Origin of the sequence: Bradyrhizobium sp. CSS354 (assembly GCF_029051725.1) — a bacterium.
In the GTDB taxonomy this organism is placed as follows: Bacteria; Pseudomonadota; Alphaproteobacteria; order Rhizobiales; family Xanthobacteraceae; genus Bradyrhizobium.
Window position 1 is genome coordinate 124090 of record NZ_JAACFU010000011.1, and the last position, 20397, is coordinate 144486.

Genomic DNA, 20397 nt, shown 5'->3' on the forward strand with positions numbered 1-20397 from the left:
ACACGAGCACGACAACAGGGAAGAGCGGAGAGAAACCATGACGACGGCAATCGCGCCTGACATGTCTGCGGTGCCCCTCCGCTATTCCGCGCCCATCGGCGGCGTCGCCGGGACGAGCTTCAAGCCCGAACACCTTCAGGCGATCCTGGGCGCGAACCAGCGGCGCGGCTTCTTCGAGGTCCACGCCGAGAACTACATGGGCGCAGGCGGACCGCCGCATCGCGCGCTGGAAGCGATCCGCCGCGATCATCCACTGTCGCTGCATGGCGTGTGCATGTCGATCGGCGGACCACAGCCGCTCGACAAGGCGCATCTGGCCCGCTTTCGCGGGCTGGTGGCGCGCTACCAGCCTGCGCTGGTATCCGAGCATCTCGCCTGGTCGACGCATGAGACCAGCTTCTTCAACGATCTGTTGCCGCTGCCCTACACCGCAGCAACGCTCCGAAATGTGTGCGATCACATCGATCAGGTGCAGGACGCGATCCGCCGCCCGCTGCTGCTGGAAAACCCGTCGACCTATATCGCTTTTCGCGAATCGTCGATGAGCGAGACCGATTTCATCCGCACTGTCGCCGAGCGGACCGGCTGCGGGCTGCTGCTCGATATCAACAATGTATTCGTATCAGCGACCAATCACGGCTTCTCGGCGCTCGACTACCTCGCGGACTTTCCGCTGGCCCGCGTCGGGGAGATCCATCTTGCCGGCCATGCCGAGCAGGCCGATGACGAAGGCGACCTGCTGCTGATCGACAGCCATGACGGCCCGGTCGCGGACGCCGTGTGGAAGCTGTACGAGATCGTCGTCCGGCGCCGCGGCGGCGTGCCGACGCTGATCGAGTGGGACAGCAAGATCCCGGATTGGCCGGTCCTGCAGGCGGAAGCCGCCGCTGCGCAGGCGATCCTCGATCGTTGCCGCCCGGTCGGGTTGACGGGAGATCGTCATGCCGCCTGAGCCTGACCTTGGCTTTGCCGCAGCCTTCGCACCGGCGCTGCTGGACCCGGTGCGCCTTGCGCCTGAAATCGTGACCGGTCCGAACGGCAAGGCACCCGGCAAGCGCTACGATGTCTACCGCAACAATGTCACGGTCAGCCTGATCGACGCGCTCGCTGCGATCTATCCGGCGGTGCAGCGCATCACCGGGATCGACTTCTTCCGCGCCATGGCGCGCTTCCATGTTCGCCAGACGCCACCGATCTCACCGCTGCTGTTCGACTACGGCCGCGACTTCCCGGCCTTCATCGCGCAATATGAACATGCGCAGATGATGCCATGGCTTGCAGATGTCGCCCGCATCGAGCGGGCCTGGCTCGATGCCTATCATGCCGCCGACGCCGTACCGGTGTCGCCGGCGCAGCTTGCCGCAGTTGCGCCTGAGCGGCTGGGCGATCTCGTTCTCATACCGCACCCGGCAGCGGGGATCGTGCGGTCGCAATTCGCGGCGGTGACGATATTCGCGGCCAACCGCGATACGTCGCCGGTCGGGCGCATCGATGCTGCGTCGCCCGAGGACGCGTTGGTCACGCGCGCCGAATTCGATGTCGTGGTCCGGCACCTGCCGCCCGGCGGAGCGGCAGTCGCGAGCAGCCTGATGTCGGGTCGGCCGCTCGGCGAGGCCGCTGCACGCGCGCTGGACGCAGCAGCCGACTTCGACCTCGCTTCGAACATCACCGGCCTGATCGAGGCGGGCGCCTTCACCTCAATTGCTTTCGGAGACGTCTGATGATCACGGACCAACGCATGCAGGCGGGTGGCGGCCTCCCCGCGCTCGGGCTCCTCGTCGACAAGGCCAATCATCTGGTGCAGACCATCGCCTCGCCGTCGGTCGTTCAGCTTGCGCTCCGCATCGCGCTGGCGGTGCCGTTCTGGCGTTCCGGAATGCTCAAATGGGCAGGCTTCCTCAGGCTCAACGACACCGCGGTGACTTTGTTCAGCGACGAGTTCATGCTGCATCTCCCCGGCGGGCCCTATCATTATCCGGCGCCGACCGTGATGGCCTTCCTCTCGGGATGCGGAGAAATCATGTTCCCGATCCTCCTCCTGCTCGGCTTCGGCACGCGGTTTGCGGCGCTCGGACTGCTGTTCATGACCGTCATCGTCGAGCTCACCGTGCCTGACGGCTGGCCGATCCACATCACCTGGGCGGCGATGGCGCTCGGCATCATGGCCTATGGGCCGGGCCGGGTCTCGCTGGACCATTTGATCTGCCGAGCGCGCGGCCCCCGGCCATAGGCGCGAGGCGTCCTGTCACATCCCGCTCAGGCCGCTATCGACAGCGAGCGTCTGCGCGGTGACGTAGACGCTCTCGTCCGAGAGGAAGAACAGCACGGCATAGGCGATTTCCCAGGCGGTGGCCTGACGGCCGAACGGGACGTGGCCCTTGCCGCGGTTGGGTCGGCCGGCGCCGGCCTCGCGGCCGTTCGGGGTGTCGACGAGGCCGGGATAGACCAGGTTGGCGCGGATGCCGCGGCGCGATCCGAGATGGGCGATGTTGCGCATGAGGCCGCCGAGCGCGGCTTTCGATGAATCATACACCGCCATCTGCGAGCCGGCTTTCAGCGCGGCGATGGAGGAGATGAAGACGATCGATCCGCCGTTGTCGAACTTCGGCAGGCCCGCGCGGCAACACAGCATCGGACCGCGAACGTTGACGTCGTAGATCCCATTCCACTCCTCGGGGCTGACGGCATCGAGCCCGACCTTGCCGAAGGTGCCGATGTTGAGCACCATGCCGTCGAGACCGCCCATGGCGCGATGCGCCTCGTCGATCATGCGCTGGACGTCGGATTCAGAGGTGACATCGGCCGCGATGGCAAAGCCCTCGCCGCCTTCGTCGGTGATGTACTTTACCGTATGCTCGGCCGAGGTGCGGTTGCGATCGGCGACCGCGACCTTCGCGCCCTCGCGCGCGCAAAGAATGCTCATGGCGCGGCCGTTGCCGATCGGATCGGTGGCGACGTCGAACACGCGCTGGCCACCGCCGACGACCAGGATGCGGCGGCCCCTTAGACGTCCCCTGCCAGGCGCTTCGCCCAGCGATTCCGCGCTCGGCGGGCGGACGTAGCGGTCTGGCCTGGTCTCGGAATTATCGGACATGCGCGCTGCCTTATTTCTTGCCGCCGTCATAGACCTTCATGCCGGCTGCCGGATCGAGATTGGTCTCGGTCGCCTCGGTGAGACGCGCCATCATCATGTAGAAGCCGAGCGCGACGAGGGATTCGACGATCTCCTGGTCGCTGAAATACTCGCGCATGGCGGCGAAGATCGCCTCGGGAACACGGACGTTCTCGACCACTTCGCGGCCGAATTTCAGCAGGGCGCGCTCGGCCTCGTTCAAGCCGGCGGCATCGTAGTCGGCGCGCTCGACCGCATCGACCTGTGCTTGCGTGCAGCCGATTCCGAGCGCGATCGGCACGTGCTGGCGCCATTCATAGGCGCCGCCTTCGAGCTGGGCTGCCTGCAGGATCAGGAGCTCGCGATTGACCGCACTGAGCTTCTGCTTGTGCAGGATCGAATTGCCGAGCCGCATCGCCGGGATCATGTTGGCCTCGGCATGAGCCATCATGCGGAAAATATTCAGCTTGACCGGCATGCGGTCGAACGACGCGCGGATATCGCCGCTGGTCGTCTCCGGATCAATCAGGGGCAGCCTTGCCACGATTCTCTCCCTTGGCTTTTCGTTTCTTGTTGTCGTTTGTCCCGCCATCCGCCGCGATCAGCGACAGGAAGAACGCGAGGTAGCGGTCGATCGCCTCGATCACCTTCGGCCGCGGCGACGGTGCCGCGCCCATCACGTAATGCTCGAGACGGATGTAGATCAGCCCGGCCGCGAACAGCCGCGCGGTCTCGCGCGGATCCGGCGTCGAGGCCAGACCGGCGAGCGCAAAGCCGCGGAAATAATCCGTCATCATGCTCTGCTCGCGCGCGTAGAAATGATCGGCGAATTTGGCGCGGATGCCGGGCACGCGATTGCGCTCGGCGGTGATGACTTTCTGGAACTGGTGCTCGCGCGGATCGGACCATTGTTCGACGAGGTCCAACGCAAACTGCCGGCAGAACGCGGCGGGCTGGCGCGCAAGCTGCTTGTAGCGCGGCTCTTCGAGCCGGCTCGCCGAGCTGGCCGGACCGTGCTCGGCAACGATCGCCTCCAGGATCGCGGCCTTGCCGGCGAAGTGATTGTAGAGGCTGCTCTCGCGGATGCCGACACGACGCGCGAGCTCTCGCATCGAGGCGCCGCCATAGCCGCTCTGCGCGAACAGATCGAGCGCCTCGGTGAGGATGCGCTCGCGGGTCGTGGGCGCAGCCGCTTCCGCCGCGCTGGTGGTGTGGACAGCCATGCGACTTGACTAACGAACGATCGTTCGCTAGTCAACCGTACGAACGATCGTTCGTTTCAACTCCGCGCCTCAGAGAAGCGGAGAGCAAACTTTGGGGAGACGACGTCATGGCGCGCTTCGCCCGCCTTCGCGCGGCCTGCATCCTGTTGCCGATGCTCGCCGCAAGCACCGCTCAGGCCCAAAGCAAATACGATCCCGGCGCCGACGACAAGATCATCAAGATCGGCACCACCGCGCCGCTGAGCGGCCCGGTGTCGGCCTTCGCGCAGATCGCGAAATCCGCCGAGGCCTATTTCCGCAAGGTGAACGACGACGGCGGCGTCAACGGGCGTCGGATCCAGATGATCATCGCGGACGATGCCTACAGCCCGCCGAAGACGGTGGAGCAGACGCGGCGGCTGGTCGAGAGCGAGGACGTGCTGCTGATCTTCGGCGGTGTCGGCACGCCGACCAACAGCGCCGTGCACAAATATCTCAACGACCGCAAGGTGCCGCAGCTCTTCCTGGGATCCGGTGCGGCGAAGTGGGACGATCCGAAGAATTTCCCGTGGACCGTCGGCTGGCAGCCGACCTATCGCGACGAGGCGATCGCCTACGCCAGATACATCAAGGCGAGCCATTCCAATGCGAAAATCGGCGTGCTCTACCAGAACGACGACCTCGGCAGGGACTATCTGAAGGCGCTGGAGGAAGGGCTCGGCAACGGCGAGGCGATCGTCGCGCGCGCGGCATATGAAACCTCGGCGCCGACCGTGGACACCCAGATCCTCCAGTTGAAGACCGCAGGCGCTGACGTAGTGCTGGTGGCGGCAACGCCGAAGTTTGCGGCGCAGGCGATCCGCAAGATCGGCGAGATCGGCTGGAAGCCCGTCACCATCATCTCCAACGTCTCGGCCTCGATCAGCGGCGTGCTCGAGCCGGCCGGCAAGGACAATTCCACCGGCGTCATCTCCAGCCAGTATCTGAAGGACGCGACCGATCCGGCACTGAAGGACGATGCCGGCCTCAAGGAGTGGGTCGCCTTCATGGACAAGTACCTGCCCGAGGCCAACAAGAGCGACTGGCTCAACGTCTATGGCTACACCATCGCGCAGACGCTGGTGACCGTGCTCAAGGCCGCCGGCAACGACCTCACCCGCGCCAATGTGATGAAGCAGGCAACGACCATGAAGGATGTGCGCCTGCCGATGCTGATCAACGGCACCGCGGTGAACAATTCGCCCGAACGCTTCACGCCCATGACCAGCCTCCAGCTGATCCGCTTCGACGGCACGCGCTGGATGCCGTTCGGCGATCTTCTGAAGAACTGAGCGATGCGGCAGGTGCGCATCGGCAGCATGCGGATTGATCTCGTCAGCGAGATCGCAGCGCTCGCGTTCGACAAGGCCTGGCTGTTCGCCAACGTCACCGACGAGGTGATCGAGGCGAACCGAAGCTGGCTCGATCAGCGTTATATCGAGCCGGAGACCGGCCGCTTCATCCTCAGCCACCATTCATATTTGGTTCGCACGCCGCGCTGGACCGCCATCGTCGACACCTGCTGCGGCAATCACAAGCAACGGCCGCGCGTCCCGGCATGGAACAACCTCGACCAGCCTTATCTCGCGAACATGCAGGCGCTCGGCGTCAGGCCCGAACAGGTCGACTTCGTGATGTGCACGCATCTGCATGTCGATCACGTCGGCTGGAACACACGCCTCCTCGACGGCCGCTGGGTGCCGACTTTCCCCAAGGCGCGCTATCTGATGGGCCGCGCCGAATATCGCCACTTCGAGGCCGCGCACAATGCTGCGCCAAACAGCCCGGTGAACCACGGCTCGTTCGAGGATTCGGTGCTGCCGGTGGTCGCGGCGGGTCTTGCCGAATTCGTCGAGACCGACCATCGCTTGTTCGACGATCGCGATGCCGCCTTGCGCTTCGCGCCGGCGCCGGGCCACACGGCCGGCAACATGCAGATCCATCTCCATGGCGGGGACGATCACGCGGTGATGTCGGGCGACGTCATCCATCATCCGATCCAGTGTGCCGCGCCCTGGCTGTCGAATGCGGCCGACGTCGATCCGGCTGCTGCGATCGCGACACGGATGGCGCTGCTCGACGAGCTCGCGGACACGCCGAGCTATCTGCTCACCGGCCATTTTCCGGCGCCGACCGGGGGGCGCGTGATCCGGCACGGCGAGGCATTCCGGTTTCGGTTCGAGGATTGAGGGGGAAAGACACCATGAAGCTGCGCACCTTCACACTATCATTGCTCGCATTGCTCTCGGCAGCGCTGCCTGCGCGCGCCGAGGATCCGGCCGCCTATCCCACGCACAAGATCAGGATGCTGCTGCCCTACGCGGCCGGTGGCGGCGGCGACGTGATCGGGCGGCTGCTCGGCGACAAAATGGGCAAAACGCTCGGACAGAGCATCTATATCGAGAACCACACCGGGGCCGCCGGCACGCTCGGCACCCAGATGGTCGCGGCGTCGGCGAATGACGGCTACACCATCACGGTCGGCGGCATGACAACGCATGTGCTCGCGCCGGCGATCTATCCGAAACTGCCCTACGATTCGATCAAGGATTTCACCACGATCGGGCGCATCGGTACCTCCTCGATCATGCTGGTCGCGACCAAGGATTTTGCCGCCAACGACATCAAGGGCCTGATTGCGCTGGCCGAGAAGGGCGAACCGATCCAGTACGGAAGCTGGGGCGTGGGCTCGACCGGACAATTCTGCGCGGAAATCCTGATGCAGCAGACCGGAATCAAGATGGACCACGTGCCGTTCAACGGCATCGCCAAACTGGCCGGCGATTTGCTGGGCGGCCACATCTCGCTGGCGACACTGGACATGGCGACCGCGACGCCGCTGGTGAAGGACGGCTCGATCAAGGCGCTGGCCGCCTGCGGCGAGCGTTCGCCGAGCCTGCCGGATGTCGCAAGCTACAAGGAACAGGGCGTGCCGTTCGACCGCAGCCTGTCCTGGGCGATGTATGCGCCTGCGGGCCTCGCCGAACCGATTGCGAAAAAGCTGTCGGCGGCATTGAAGGACGCGCTCGCCGATGCCGAGGTGAAAGGGAAGCTGCTGGGGCTCGGCATCACGCCGCAATTCGTGCCGGGCGACGAGCAGCGCGACATCAATGCCCGCGACATCGCGGCCTGGAAGCAGGTTGCCAAGGACGCGGGCATTGAAGTGAAGTGAACCGAGGTCAAATGAGCCAAGTGACAAGGGGAGCGCCGGCATGAGCCGCATCTTCGGCGCGGTGCGCCAGAACGGATATGTGGTGCGGGACATCCACGCCGCGATGAAGCACTGGATCGAGGTGATGGGCGTCGGCCCCTGGTACTACATGGACCGCGTCAAGACCGACTGGTTCCGCCATCGCGGCGAAAACTCAGCCGTCGAGATGAGCATCGCACTGGCCAATTCCGGCGATCTCCAGATCGAGTTGATTCAGCAGCGCAATGATGCGCCCTCGCTGTACAGGGAATTCCTCGAGTCCGGCCACGAAGGCCTCCAGCACATGTCCTACTGGAGCCACGACTACCAGGCGCTCTACGACAGGGCGCTCGGGCTCGGCTACAGGATCGGCCATGAGGGCCAGATCGGCGGCGACAAAGGGCGCTTTGCCTATTTCGACACGCAGGCCCATCCAGGCACGGTGATCGAGATCTCCGACATCAGCGGCACCAAGGGGCCGTTCTTCGAGAAGGTCCGACAGGCTGCGTCCAACTGGGACGGCACGCGGCCGATCCGCGAGGTCGCTATGAGCCGATGACGCCGGAGGCCCATAAGGCGATGCAGGAACCGGCCGGGTTCACCGCGCTGCTGGCGCGGTAGACGGCAATCCATGGTAATATGAGCCTCATGTCCGAACCTTCAGCGAGGCAAGCATGTCCAACACTGACAAGGTTTTCGCCGGCTCGATCCCAAAGCTCTACGACGAATATCTGGTACCGATGATCTTCGCCGTCTACGCCGAGGACATCGCAAGGCGTGTCGCGGCCCGCTCTCCCTCCGTGCTGCTCGAGATCGCGGCAGGCACCGGCGCAGTGACCCGCGCGGTGGCGGCGGCGCTGCCGCCCGGCGTCCGTTATGTCGCGACCGACCTCAACGAGCCGATGCTCGCCGTCGCGGCACAGCGTCAGGCAGATGACGATCGCATCTCGTGGCGCCAGGCCGACGCAGCGGCCCTGCCCTTCGAGGATGCCGCCTTCGACGTGGTCTGCTGCCAGTTCGGCGCCATGTTCTTTCCGGACCGCGTCAAGGCTTACGGGGAGGTGAAGCGCGTCCTGAAGGACGACGGCACGTTCGTGTTCAACGTCTGGGATCGCATCGAGGACAATGTGCGGACGCATGAAGCAACGGTCGCGCTCGAAAAATTGTTCCCCGACGACCCGCCCCGTTTCATGGCCCGGACGCCGCACGGCTATCACGACAAGGCCGTCATCAGAACCGACCTCGAACACGCAGGTTTTCGTGACATATCGATCGAAACGCGAACTGAAATAAGCCGGGCGCCGTCGCCGGAGCACGTCGCGATCGCGCTCTGCCAGGGCACGCCGCTGCGCAGCGAGATCGAGGCACGCGATGCCAGCAAGCTTCAGGCTGCGACCGACATCGTTGCCGAGGCGATCCGAACGCGCCATGGGTCCGGACCGATCGAAGGCAAGATCCAGGCGATCGTGATCGAAGCGCGGCGATCGTGACGGGCTTCGATCTGCCCGCCTCTTACCAGAAGCCCCGCTGCATCGGCTGTGCCGGCTGATAATATTGATACTGGCCGCGCCGGCGCGGATTGACGGGCTGCGGGTTCGGATCGCGCTGGAAGAAGAAGCCGAAACCATTGCCGCCATTGTCCCAGCCGTCGTCGCTCGCCATGGCCATCGGAGGCGCGGTTGGCTTGCGCGTGATGAAACCACCCTGGGGTTGGTTGCTCAGCACCGCGACGAACTCGGTGCGGTAGTTGGTTTCAGCACTCAGCGGCTCGTCCGAGATGATGATCGAGGACCGCGGCAACGCGGTCGGCGCGATGCGATCGAGCACCTCCTGCGGGATGGTAATGCGGTCGAGCGCGTTCCTGGCGTTGTCGCCGTCTTCGATCGTGACCACGCTCCAGCGCAGGCCCGTATCGTTCTTCGCCATCGCCGTGAAGATATGCGTGCCGAGCGGCTGATCCGGATTGCGGATCGTGACGGGAACCTCGATGCTGGTGTCGAATACCTCGCCGCCGCCGTCCGGTGCCGGCTTGTGCGTGTTCCGCCTCACGTAGAGCTTCTGCGTCGCGCGGCTGATGTAGACCGAGACCGGTTCGAGCGCGAGCTTTGCGTCGGTCGCAGCCTTCACGGCGTCGACCTTCCTGGCCGCTGCCGCCTTGGCCGCCTCCTTCGTGGCCGCGACCGCATCGCGCTTCGGCTGTGCGGCGGCCTTGGCGGCATCGAGCTGCGTCGCCGCGTCGGCGGCCCTGGTGGCGGCCTTCTGCTTCAGCTCCTCGGCCTTGGCGCGGGCCTGATCGGTCTTGGCGGCCGCGAGCTGCTTGTCGGCGAAGGCGAGCTCGGCGTCAGCGCGGGTCTTCTGTTGTTCCAGCTTGCGCAGCGACGCCGGCAGCGCTGCCGCCTCTTTCGTGGCCAAAGTCGCGGCCTTCTTGGCCTCCTCGGCCGCCCTTGTGGCCTCCTCGGCCTCGCCGGAGAGCTTGCCGATCTGGCCCGGCGCCGCCGCAATGGCGTCCCGCTTCGGCATGAAGAGTGCGGGATGAACGATGTCGATCGGAGCCGCATCGTTCGGCGAGATGATCACCCGCATGCCGATGTTGGTCTTGTCGAACAGGCCTTCCGCGAAGCCGAACGGCATCCGCACGCAGCCATGCGAAGCGGCATAGCCGGGCAGCGGCCCGCCATGCAGCGCGATGCCGTTCCAGGTGATGCGCTGCATGTTCGGCATCCAGGCGTCGTCATACATGGTCGAGCGGTGGTCCTTGTCCTTCTCGACGATGGCGAAGACGCCGGCCGGTGTCTCGCGTCCCGTCGTGCCGGTGGACACCGGCGCGCGAAAAATCCAGCCCTCGGCGTCGTAGAAGGTGACCTGCTGGCTCTTGATCGAGACGATCGCCATGATCGGTTCGCCGGCCTCGCGCGGTGCCACCGCCTCGGCCGGCTGACGCACCTGCTTGGCCGCATTGGCGGGGCCCACAGCCGCAAAGGCGAGCATCGCCGCCAAGGTCACAATTCCGGGAGGCCCCCAACGCCGCATCGCCACGGTGGATTGCGCCGTCGTCATCAGGTTTCTCATGCCATCCTCGGTCGAAATGCCAGTCCGCCGGTCATTGATCAGATTGCGATCTTTGAATTAAGAAATCGCAGCCGCCTTACGTTCCGTCTGTGGCGAGATTCGGCACGTTTGGGCGATAAATCTCATATACGACGGTTGGCGCAGGCGGAAGGGCGGCGTGCGGCCGAAGCTGGCGGTCTATCGCTGCGGCAGAATGACCGGGGGGTGGAGGCTTAACGCCTGCGCCTTCCGATCGACGGTTCGCAGAGAACCCAACGACCGCACGCGCGGATTCACGACATTCGTCAGCCGCGCGGGGGCGGCGTGAGCGAAGCCGCTGGGGCCAAAGCGGCCTCTCCAAACAAGGCTGCCTTGCCAAACAAGGCCGCCTCTCCAAAGGAGACGAGCCGCTGCCGCTCCTCGTCCCACAAGGTCAGCCGCACGGTCCGCAAACTCTGGAGCAGCGTAATCCGCCCGACACCAGCGAACTGCGGATGGTCGCGCAACACGTCGTGCAAGCGATAGGAGGGAATTCGACTGGACAAATGATGGATGTGGTGGACGCCGATATTTGCCGTGAACCATCGCAAGACACCCGGCAATTGGTAGTGAGAGCTGCCGTGCAGCGCGGCGTCGTGAAAATTCCAGGTTTCGTCGTGGGCCCAGTGCGTGTGCTCGAACTGGTGCTGGACGTAGAACAGCCAGACACCGATCGACGCTGCCAGAACAATGATCGGCAGGTGCACGAGCAGGAACGGCCCATAGCCGACCAGCTGGATCATCGTGACGACGAGAACCGCGAGGGCGATGTTCGTGCCCATCGTGCTCAGCCAGGGTTTCCAGCCGCGCCCCATCATCCCGACCGGCAATCGGTGCTTCAAGATGAACAAATACGAGGGACCGACGCCAAACATCACCAGGGGATGTCGATACAAACGATATAGCGTCCGACGCCATCGCGACCGCCCGAGAAATTCGCGCGTCGTCAACGTGTCGATGTCGCCTAAGCCCCTTTGATCGAGATTGCCGGAGTTCGCATGATGGCCTGCATGGTTGCGCCGCCAGTACCCGTATGGCGTCAGTGTCATCACGCCGAGGGCACGGCCGACCCAATCGTTCGCAAGGCGGCCGCGGAAGAAAGAGCCGTGTCCGCAATCGTGCTGGATCATGAAGAGGCGGACCAGCAAACCCGCCGCGGGCACCTCCAGCAGGAGGGCAAACCAATAACCCTGGTCAAGAGCGGCCCAGATCAGAGCCCAGATGACGACGAACGGTATCGCCGTAATCGCCAGTTCGAGGATACCCCGCGCATTGTCGGGCTCGCGATAGCGGGCAAGCAACTGCGCCGATGCGCGGATTTCCGGCGTTTCTTGGGTCATATCTGCTCTGCTCCCGACATGGCGCCCAAGAAGCACGGTTATGGCCATCGACGCAACAGAATCGCCCTCCGCCTTGGCCGGGCGGCTGTACGCTTCCGGTCGGAACAGGGCCCTCGCCAAGCCAGGCGGCGCTTTCAGAGCTTCAGAGAGCGAGGCCGAGTCTCGTCGGAGGCCGCGGCTAAACGCCCAGCGCCTTGCGGTTGAAGGTTCGCAGGAAACGCAGCGACAGCGTCCGGACATTGGCGACGTTCAGCAACCATGCGGCGGCGGCATAAGCGAGCCCGCCCGCAAGGCTCACGACAATGAGCGGGACGAGGCCGGAGCCATTGACCTGAGATCGTGCCACGAGAATCGCAGCCCCCATCGCCGCGGCGGAGACGGCAACGCCGGCGAGGCGGTGGAGATCGAACGGGACCGGGTAGGCGCGATGCATCAGGACGACGGCAACGAGGAATCCGATCGCTTCGGTCGCAAGCGTCGCCAGCGCCGCGCCGTAGAGGCCATGGCCGGCCACCAGCACGAACATCAACGCCACGCTGACGACCAGCGTCAGGAACGACTGCGCCGCCAGCATGAACGGCCGCTCGGCAAGCTGGAAGCTGATCTGCACGTAGAATTGATTGGCGATGCCGAACAACCGGGCGAGCACCAGGGTCGGCAGCAGCGCCGACACCCCGGCGCGGAAGTCGACGCCGACGAGCGTGCCGGCGACCTGGTCGGCTGCGAGCGCGAGCCAGACGGCGACGGGCGCGACCACGACGAGCAGAAGTTCGAGGCTCTCGGTCAGCCGCTCCCGCGTCGTCTCGGTATTTTTGTCCGACAATGACCGGAATACCAGCGGGACTGTCGCCGCAGCAACGCTGGAGGCGATCATGACCATGAACTGTCGCGGCAGATCGGCGGCGACGCCAAAGATGCCGGCGGCGTCCTTGCCGAGCAAATAAGCCACGATGAGGCGGTCGCAGGCCGAGTAGACCGCAACGGACAATCCGGCCAGCGTCAGCGGCAGGCCGTAGCGCGCCAGCTGCACGAACTGGCTGCGCTGAAAGCGCGCGATCCTGGTGCGGTCGCCGACGAGGTTCAGGATGATCCCGGCGAGCGAACCCAGGCCGAATGCGGCGAGCAGTCCCAATCCACCCCAGCCGAGCCAGATGCCGAGCAGGCCGAAGCCGACGCTCGACACGCTGCGCACGATCGAGATCGCCGCGAACCTGTAAGGACGCAGTTTGGCGCGCTCGAACTCCTGCCCGACATCGACGGCATTCGCCATGATCGCGACGAACATGCTGGCAAGCAGCAGCCCAACGCTGAGATCGCTGCGGAACAGGAAGACCACCGGCGTGGTGGCGCAGAGGACGGCAACGGTGAGCGCGAATGCGACCATTGCAGTGCCACGGAAATCCACCTCGGCCGACATCGCCTGATAGCGCGACACCGACAGCTTGATCCAGGCGAAGAAGATCGCGCCCAGAATGCCGGCCAGGCTGATGCCGACGACGTAGACGCCGTACTCCGCCGGCGTCAGCAGCCGCGTGTAGGCCGTGACGGCGAAGAAGCCCACCGCCGCAGGCAGGATGTAGGCGACGAGATAAATCGAGAAATGGCGGTTCAGCATGCGAGCACGGGACCGGCAACATTGTTGCGAGTGTGACGGCCGTTCATCAATTGGACCATGGCGGGGCGAACGAATTGCGCCGCAGCATCCCTCAACAGTGTCACATAAGTCTGGAGATCGGGCGGCGAATGCGGCTTTGAGCGCGTTTTCGCGGGTTAGCGTTAAATTTGCCCTTCCCTGAAGAGGGCGTGGCCACCGAAAGGAACCATGATTTCGCAGCTGGCAAAGTTAACCCAACGAGGGGAAACCCCGGCGTTGCAAGGCGTCGCTTGGTACGATGGCGCGTTGGCTCCAGAAGGAATGCTGTGACCAAGCTCGACAGACGCGAATTTCTCCTCGGCAGCGCCGCAGCACTCGCGGCGGGCGTTTCGGCGTCCGCAGCGCCGATGTCGAAACTCGCCCAGCGCCGTCCCGGATTCGGTGCCGCGGCCACACTCTGGGATCTGCAAGCCGATCCCAGGCTCGGCGAAGCCATCAGCACCTATTGCACGCAGGTGGTTCCGGTGCTCGAGCTGAAATGGCCGATGCTGCGTCCCGACGCGCACACCTTTGCCTTCGAACGTGCCGACGCGATCCTGGATTTCGCGCGGCAGAACGACCTGACGATGCGCGGCCACGCGCTCGCCTGGTATCACGACATTCCGGACTGGACCAAGCAGATCAAGGATAGCAAGGGCGTCGAGCGCGCCTATGTCGACCACATCGGCACCGTCGTCTCCTATTACAAGGACAAGCTGACGTCGTGGGACGTCGTCAACGAGCCGATCCCGGACAATCCGCGCAGTCCAAAAGACCGGCGCGACTCGTTCTGGACGCAGCATTTGGGCAATCGCTGGATTCCGCTGGCGTTCCGCACGGCGGCCGCGGCCGACCCCTTCGTCAAGCTCGCGATCAACGAATACGACATCGAGTCGGCAAAGGACACGTTCATTGCGAAGCGCGCGGCCTACCGCAATCTCATCATGGACCTGCTCGACCAGGGCGTGCCGTTGCACGCCGTGGGACTGCAATCGCATCTGCATGCCGAGCTCGAGATCGACACCCATGGGCTCGCGGAATTCGTCACCGAGCTGCGCGCCTGGGGCCTCGAGGTGCTCGTCACCGAGCTCGATGTCGACGATCAGAAGCTGACGGGGACGCCGACGGAGCGCGATGCCATCGTCGCCAAGCGCGTCGACGATCTCCTGACCGCGATCTCGACCAGCGGACCGGTGCGCTCGATCCTGACCTGGGGCCTCTCGGACCGCTATAGCTGGATCAACGGCACGTTTGCGCGGGCGGACAAGCAGCCGAACCGTCCCCTGCCGCTCGACGGCGAATTCAAGCCGAAGCCGTTCATGAACGTGATCAGCAAGTTCACGAGAGACGCGTGAAGGCGCCGGGTCTCAGCGCGTCTTCGGAGCCTCGAACTGAACCTCGTCCCCCATGTCCTCCGGAGACAGGCTCGGACCACGACGGTCGCGCGAGCTAAGGCGGAACACGTCGCGGATATCGTCGATCGAGGTCGACGAATAAGACTGGATGCACAGCGCCACCTGGTCGGGCGAAGCGGCGTGCATCATCGTTTCGATGGCCGGGCGGTCGAGGCGCGTGTCGTCCCAATGCGAGACCGCGATGCTGTCTTCGGTGACCCGATGCGTGGCCAGATGCGCGGGCGAGTTCGCGACGAAATGGCCGTACATGAGATATTCCGAGAACTTCTTCTTCCGGCACAGTGCCAGAACCCAGTTCAATCCCGTCGCGGACTTGATCGCGTCGGTCATCGCACGCGCGGTGTCCTTGTCCCACACCAGCGCGTTGCCGACATAGTCGTCCGCAGGGAAGGACCGCTCCTTGATACCGAGGAGCTGATCGACGGTGCGGAGCCACAGGACATGCAAGGGGTGGGCGGCGTCGATCCCGTTACGCGTGACGAATAGCGGCGTCTTCTCGGAGCCCGCATATTGACCGACGTCGAATTCGCGGAAGAACAGATTGTCCGAATCCAGGATACAGACGCGCTGTTCGGGCGCGTTGAGGACGCCCGCGATCTTGAGGATCTGCTGGATGTGCCAGCCATGAACGGGCGACGACAGCAACGACAGCCAGACGCGCCGTTTGCTGATGAACTGAAGTGCCGGCGGCAGCGCCCACAGCCATTTCGGCAAATAGCGCGAGGCCGGAACGATGACACGCTTGTCGGAAGCGAACCGCGCGAACAGCGGCAGATCCTCATCGTTAACGAGAACATAATGCCGCGTGTAGCCCGTCAACCAGGTGTCGATGCTCTCGCTGAGCAGCGAAAAGCGCTCGATATCCTTGGCGTAGCTGGCGGTCAGCAGGGCAACGGAATGCATGGCGCGCGCTCGTATGGCGATCAGGCCGCAGTCATAGCGGCGTCGAGACGCGTTGGATACTTACATTCGCAATCAAGGTAAAATGAAACGAAGCATTAGCCATCCGAAGGCAGCCCCTGCTCGATGCCGCGAAAACGCAGCGGCGCCAGTGCGGAGGCGCGCTGCCACCAGTCGGCGACGCGGTCGTCGAGCGCGGTCACACCTCGGCCCTGGCCGGGGAAGATCCGGACCTGCTGCACCGCCTCGGCTTCGAACCCCTTGCCCTTGCGGGTGATCTTGAGGGCGGCGCCTTCGCGGTCCCGCTGGGTCAGCGGCACCAGAAGCCGGCCGCGCGGACGAAGCGAACGAAGCCAGAGCGGATGCGGCTGCGAGAAGCCGGCATGAACGATGATCATGTCGGCGGGTTCGCCGATGTCCTCGCATCCGTCGCCATGGACGACCGCGACGTTGCGATAGGCGCTGAGATAATTCGCGGCGCGCGACGCAAGCCGTTCGTCGCATTCGATCGCCCGCACCCTGCCCTTGGGGCCCACGATCTTCGACAGCACGGCCGAGAAATAACCGAGCCCGCAGCCGATCTGGACCACACGGTCTTTTTCCCCGACGTCGAGCAAATCGATGAAGTGCGCCCACAGGCTCGGCAGTCCGGTGTCGAGCTTGCGGCGCGCATCGATCGCGACCAGCACATTGTTCTGGAGATGAACGGGATCGGCATCCGGCGTCAGCCGATAGTTGCGCGCCGCCTCGGTCTTGATGCGCCAAGGCCCCTTCGCCAGGAAGTTTTCGCGGGGAACAGTGCCGAGGGCTTCGAGCAAGCGCGTTGAGGAGATCCGCTCGCGCTTTGCGATCAGCTCCACGTAACGCGCACGCGCGGCGGCGAGGTCGCTCATCTCACGGGATGGCCTGTGCGCGAACAGGCGCGTCGGCGCCGAGTTCGTTGATCAGTTGCATCGCCTGTTTCAGGTCCGGCGTGGAAAAGCCCTCGCTGAACCTGCCGACGATCGGTACGAGCAGGAGACGAGCGTGCTCGCGCTTGCCGGCTTCGTGCGACAGGCGCGCGAGGCTGACGGCGGTGCGAAGCTCCCAGGACAGAGCGCCCTGCTTGCGCGCGATCTCCAGCGACAGGTTGAACAGGTCCTCGGCCTCCTGCACCGAGGCTGGATTCCCGTCCGACAGAGTGATCTCGCCTTGCAGGCGGTAGACTTCGGCGAGGTAGGAGTGATCGCCGGTCCGTCTTGCGGTCGCGAGCGCACCATCCAGCGCGCGCAAGGCGGCGTCGCGCATCCCGACTTTGGCGTAGGCCTCGGCAAGCAGGCAGCGGAACCAGCAGCCGGCGAGCCAGGAATCCATCGCTTCATATTCGTCGAGGCCGAACCGCATCTGGCTGAGGCCTTCGTCGGCCTCGCCGAGCTGCGCCAGCGCCCAGCCGCGCAAGATCGCCGCCTGCTGCTTCCAGTGCAGGAAATTGTGCTCGGTGGCGATGATCATGGCGCGGTTGGCGTGGTCGCGCGTGCCCTCGACATCGCGCAAATGCTGGCAGAGATAGGCGCCGAACACGAGCGCGAAGGCGAGCGTGAAGGGGTGGCGGATCTTCTCGGCGTTCGCGATCGCCTGCTCGCTGTGCTGGCGCGCCGCGTCGGGCCGGCCGAGGAACCACAGCAGGTAGCCGAGATAGGACAGCGAGACGACGCCGGGATCGGTGCCGTGCCGCTCCATCAGATCGGAGTGCAGGTCGGGGCTGTAGAGGTTGATGCAGCGATGCAGATGGTGCTGGGACACAGCAAAGCGCCCGCGATAGAGCATGGTCATCGCGATCGAGCGATGCGCCTCGATCAGATAGCCGGTCTGCTGCGCCGGCAGCGTCCCCTCGTTCAGCCGCTCGCGCTTGGCGAACTTCAACAGCTCGACGCTGAGGTCGTGCGCGCGGGTCAGATCGGCGCGGATGAAATGACAGACCCAGAGCCCGCGCGTGGCGGCGAAGGCCTTTTCGTCGTCGTCGAGCTGCTGGCCGAGCTCGAGGGCGCGGACGTAGTTCTCCTCGACCTCCTGCACGGCATAGCCCTTGGCGGCGATCAGTGCGTTGCCGAGCGCGATGCGCAGCTCGAGCTCCATCTCGTCGGCGCCCTGCATGCGCGCATTGGCCTGCACGACGCCGAGGCCGCGGCCCAGATGCCCGATCGCCTCCAGATTGGCGCCACTCTTGGCCGCCTGCTTGCCGGCCTTGAGCCAGAAGCTGGCGGCGCTCTCGCTCTGGCCGGATTCAGTCATATGATGGGCGAGCAGTTCCGGTTCGCGCTCGGTCTTCTCGGGATACATCTCGGCGAGCACCTGCGCGATCCGGGAATGCAGCTTGCGCCGCTCGCTGTGCAGCAAGCTCGCATGCGCGGCGTTCTGGATCATCACGTGCTTGAAGGAGTAGAGCGCGTCGGGCGGATGGCCGCGGCGCATGATCAGCCCGGCCTCCTCCAAATGATTGAGCGCGGCCTCGATCTGTTCGGCGGGCGTGTTGGCGACTGCGTGCAGGGTCTCGTAGGAGAATTCGCGGCCGATGGTGGCGCCGATCTGCGCGATCCGTTTGAACGGTCCCATCCGGTCCAGCCGCGCCATCAGCGAATCCGTCAGCGTCGCCGGGATCGCAAGCTGCCGCCACGGGCCCGACAGCACGTAGCGCCCGTGCCGTTCGGTCAGGAGGTTGGATTCGAGAACCGTCTTGGTCAGCTCCTCCAGGAACAGCGGCACGCCGTCGGTCTTGACGATGATCTCCTCGATGACCTCCTTGGGAAGCTCGCGTCCGGCCACGCGCTCGACCAGCGTCGCACGCAACTGCCGGCTCAATCGGCTCAGCACCAGGGTCGTGATATGCGAATGGGCGTTCCAGCTCGGCTGGAATTCGGTCCGCGCGGTGATGATGACCAGGATTGCCCGGTTCTGTGCTCGGTCGACCAGGAGATCGATCACCTCACGGGATGTCGGGTCGATCCAGTGCAGATCCTCGAATGCGATCACCAGCGGCTGCTCGCGCGCAAGGCCGAGGAAATGATTGACCAGCGCCGCGACGGTCGCATCCTTTTGCTGCTGCGGCGACAGCTCCAGCGGCGGATAGCGGTCACCGGTCGGAATGGACAACAGCGCGGCAAGCAGCGGCGCAACCTGCTCGATGTCGCCATGAGCGGCGGCGATCGCGGTCTCCAGGCTCGCCAGCGACTGCACGGACGCGTCCTCGCGATCGAGACCGAGAGAGAATTTGAGCTGTTCGGCGAACGGATAGAACGCCGTGGAGGTGTAATAGGGCGAGCACTGGAACGAGACCTGTCCATGGCGATCGCCCGCGATCCGCTCGAAGATTTCCTGGATGATGCGCGACTTGCCGATGCCGGGCTCGCCGAACTTGACCACGACCTGGCCCTCGCCCTCCTTGGCCTGCTGCCAGCGCCCCATCAGCAGCGCGATCTCCTCCTCGCGGTTGACGAGCGGGGTCAGCCGCGTGCCCATCGCGGCGGCGAATCGGGTCTCCACCCGCGAGGCGCGCATCACGTGCCAGGCCTGCGCTTTCTCCGAGATGCCCTTGAGCGCGTGGACGCCGAGATCGCGGTAGTCGAACTTCCCCTTCAGCAGCGACTGGGTCGACGTGGAAATCACCACACCGTTGGGCGGCGCCAGACCTTGCAGGCGCGCGGCGAGATTGACGGTTTCTCCGACCGCGGAGTCGCGCTCTTCCGTGCCCTGTCCGACGAGGTCGCCAACCACGACGATACCGGTCGCGATGCCGATGCGGACGGCGGGTGAGTGGCTGAGCGCGCCACGTGGCTCGATCGCGCGGGCGGTGGACAGCACCCGGACGATTTCCAGCCCCGCACGCACGGCGCGCTCGGCGTCGTCCTCATGTGCGGTCGGATAGCCGAAATAGACCAAAATACCGTCCCCGACGAAACGGGCGGCAAAACCTTCGTAATGCTTCACCACGCGGACACAGGTTTCGCGGAAGCTCGCGATCATGTCGCGCACGTCTTCCGGATCGAACTGCACCGAGAGCGAGGTGGAATCCACCATGTCGCAGAACATGGTGGTGAGCTGACGTCGCTCGGCGCCGACCTCCGTCCGGACTTGCGGGCGCACCGTCGCGTCGGCCTTCTCCGCGGTTTCGGCCCGGAACAGCGCGGTCATGGCCCGCTGGAGCCGCTTCCGATCGCCGAGCGGCAAGCCGAGCTCGACCAGATCGGATTCGGTCAGGTCCCCCATGACGTCGAGATCGAGACGGTGTTGCGCGAAGAGATCGGTATAGTGGCTAAGACCGATGCCCTCGAGCCAGCGCTTCAGCCCGCCTTCCGCTCCCGTGCCCGGCTCATTCTCCAGCATGGTGATTCTGCCCGACCCAATCACTCCGTCGAAGGGCTCAGGGCCCCGCAACCACAGATTTTGGGGCCAAAACTTCACCTCAGACTGGACGCGTTCCTTAACTTCTTGGAAGAATAGCCC

The 20397-nt window shown here is 64.8% G+C and carries 18 protein-coding genes; 9 read left to right on the forward strand and 9 right to left on the reverse strand.

The features are described from left to right. Positions 1-37 precede the first annotated feature (37 nt). Genes GWG67_RS25610 through GWG67_RS25620 form a run of 3 tightly spaced genes read left to right on the forward strand, consistent with a single transcriptional unit; the run spans position 38 to position 2230 of the window. Complete coding sequence (locus tag GWG67_RS25610; RefSeq protein WP_275172146.1) at positions 38-952, forward strand: DUF692 domain-containing protein; 915 nt, start codon at positions 38-40, stop codon at positions 950-952. Continuing rightward, positions 942-1721, forward strand: a complete 780-nt coding sequence (locus GWG67_RS25615) for a DNA-binding domain-containing protein (protein WP_275172147.1) — start codon at positions 942-944, stop codon at positions 1719-1721. The genes GWG67_RS25610 and GWG67_RS25615 overlap by 11 nt, the downstream gene beginning before the upstream one ends. After that, on the forward strand, positions 1721-2230 hold the full coding sequence (locus tag GWG67_RS25620) for a DoxX family protein (RefSeq protein ID WP_275172149.1): 510 nt from the start codon (positions 1721-1723) through the stop codon (positions 2228-2230). Before GWG67_RS25615 ends, GWG67_RS25620 begins: the two co-directional genes overlap by 1 nt. A 15-nt stretch (positions 2231-2245) precedes the next feature. On the opposite strand, the gene GWG67_RS25625 is transcribed toward GWG67_RS25620, so the two are convergent. The 3 genes from GWG67_RS25625 to GWG67_RS25635 are packed head-to-tail and all read right to left on the reverse strand — an operon-like array spanning position 2246 to position 4335. After that, complete coding sequence (locus tag GWG67_RS25625) at positions 2246-3094, reverse strand: SDR family NAD(P)-dependent oxidoreductase (RefSeq protein ID WP_275172151.1); 849 nt, start codon at positions 3092-3094, stop codon at positions 2246-2248. 10 nt (positions 3095-3104) lie between these two features. Beyond that, on the reverse strand, positions 3105-3656 hold the full coding sequence (locus GWG67_RS25630) for a carboxymuconolactone decarboxylase family protein (protein ID WP_275172152.1): 552 nt from the start codon (positions 3654-3656) through the stop codon (positions 3105-3107). Beyond that, on the reverse strand, positions 3634-4335 hold the full coding sequence (locus GWG67_RS25635) for a TetR/AcrR family transcriptional regulator (RefSeq protein WP_275172154.1): 702 nt from the start codon (positions 4333-4335) through the stop codon (positions 3634-3636). The genes GWG67_RS25630 and GWG67_RS25635 overlap by 23 nt, the downstream gene beginning before the upstream one ends. A 107-nt stretch (positions 4336-4442) precedes the next feature. Here GWG67_RS25635 and GWG67_RS25640 point away from each other — a divergent pair, with 107 nt between their 5' ends. The 5 genes from GWG67_RS25640 to GWG67_RS25660 all read left to right on the forward strand — a co-directional run bounded on the left by GWG67_RS25640 (position 4443) and on the right by GWG67_RS25660 (position 9033). Next, entirely contained in the window at positions 4443-5645 is a 1203-nt protein-coding gene (locus GWG67_RS25640; RefSeq protein WP_275172155.1) for an ABC transporter substrate-binding protein, read from the forward strand. Between the two features lie 3 nt (positions 5646-5648). After that, complete coding sequence (locus GWG67_RS25645; RefSeq protein WP_275172157.1) at positions 5649-6542, forward strand: MBL fold metallo-hydrolase; 894 nt, start codon at positions 5649-5651, stop codon at positions 6540-6542. 14 nt (positions 6543-6556) lie between these two features. Continuing rightward, positions 6557-7525 (forward strand): tripartite tricarboxylate transporter substrate binding protein, encoded by a 969-nt coding sequence (locus GWG67_RS25650; protein WP_275172159.1) that lies wholly within the window; start codon positions 6557-6559, stop codon positions 7523-7525. A 40-nt stretch (positions 7526-7565) separates the two neighbouring features. Continuing rightward, a complete protein-coding gene (locus tag GWG67_RS25655) occupies positions 7566-8102 on the forward strand; it encodes a VOC family protein (protein ID WP_275172160.1) in 537 nt (178 codons plus the stop codon). A gap of 115 nt (positions 8103-8217) precedes the next feature. Next, entirely contained in the window at positions 8218-9033 is an 816-nt protein-coding gene (locus GWG67_RS25660) for a class I SAM-dependent methyltransferase (protein ID WP_275172162.1), read from the forward strand. Between the two features lie 22 nt (positions 9034-9055). On the opposite strand, the gene GWG67_RS25665 is transcribed toward GWG67_RS25660, so the two are convergent. The 3 genes from GWG67_RS25665 to GWG67_RS25675 all read right to left on the reverse strand — a co-directional run bounded on the left by GWG67_RS25665 (position 9056) and on the right by GWG67_RS25675 (position 13585). Continuing rightward, positions 9056-10612, reverse strand: coding sequence for a L,D-transpeptidase (locus GWG67_RS25665; protein WP_275172163.1), 1557 nt, complete (start codon positions 10610-10612; stop codon positions 9056-9058). A 284-nt stretch (positions 10613-10896) separates the two neighbouring features. Further along, positions 10897-11970, reverse strand: coding sequence for a fatty acid desaturase (locus tag GWG67_RS25670; RefSeq protein ID WP_275172164.1), 1074 nt, complete (start codon positions 11968-11970; stop codon positions 10897-10899). 178 nt (positions 11971-12148) lie between these two features. Continuing rightward, positions 12149-13585 (reverse strand): lipopolysaccharide biosynthesis protein, encoded by a 1437-nt coding sequence (locus GWG67_RS25675; protein WP_275172165.1) that lies wholly within the window; start codon positions 13583-13585, stop codon positions 12149-12151. Positions 13586-13890: 305 nt separating this feature from the next. Here GWG67_RS25675 and GWG67_RS25680 point away from each other — a divergent pair, with 305 nt between their 5' ends. Continuing rightward, positions 13891-14958: an endo-1,4-beta-xylanase gene (locus tag GWG67_RS25680; protein ID WP_275172166.1), complete on the forward strand. Its 1068-nt coding sequence runs from the start codon at positions 13891-13893 to the stop codon at positions 14956-14958. 12 nt (positions 14959-14970) lie between these two features. Here GWG67_RS25680 and GWG67_RS25685 read toward each other — a convergent pair whose 3' ends face one another. The 3 genes from GWG67_RS25685 to GWG67_RS25695 all read right to left on the reverse strand — a co-directional run bounded on the left by GWG67_RS25685 (position 14971) and on the right by GWG67_RS25695 (position 20277). Continuing rightward, positions 14971-15921 (reverse strand): DUF6492 family protein, encoded by a 951-nt coding sequence (locus GWG67_RS25685; protein ID WP_275172167.1) that lies wholly within the window; start codon positions 15919-15921, stop codon positions 14971-14973. Positions 15922-16016: 95 nt separating this feature from the next. Beyond that, positions 16017-16811: a protein-L-isoaspartate O-methyltransferase gene (locus tag GWG67_RS25690; protein WP_275172168.1), complete on the reverse strand. Its 795-nt coding sequence runs from the start codon at positions 16809-16811 to the stop codon at positions 16017-16019. A 1-nt stretch (position 16812) separates the two neighbouring features. Continuing rightward, the gene (locus tag GWG67_RS25695) at positions 16813-20277 is read right to left on the reverse strand and encodes an AAA family ATPase (RefSeq protein WP_275172169.1); all 3465 of its coding nucleotides are present in this window, start codon (positions 20275-20277) and stop codon (positions 16813-16815) included. Positions 20278-20397: the final 120 nt, after the last annotated feature.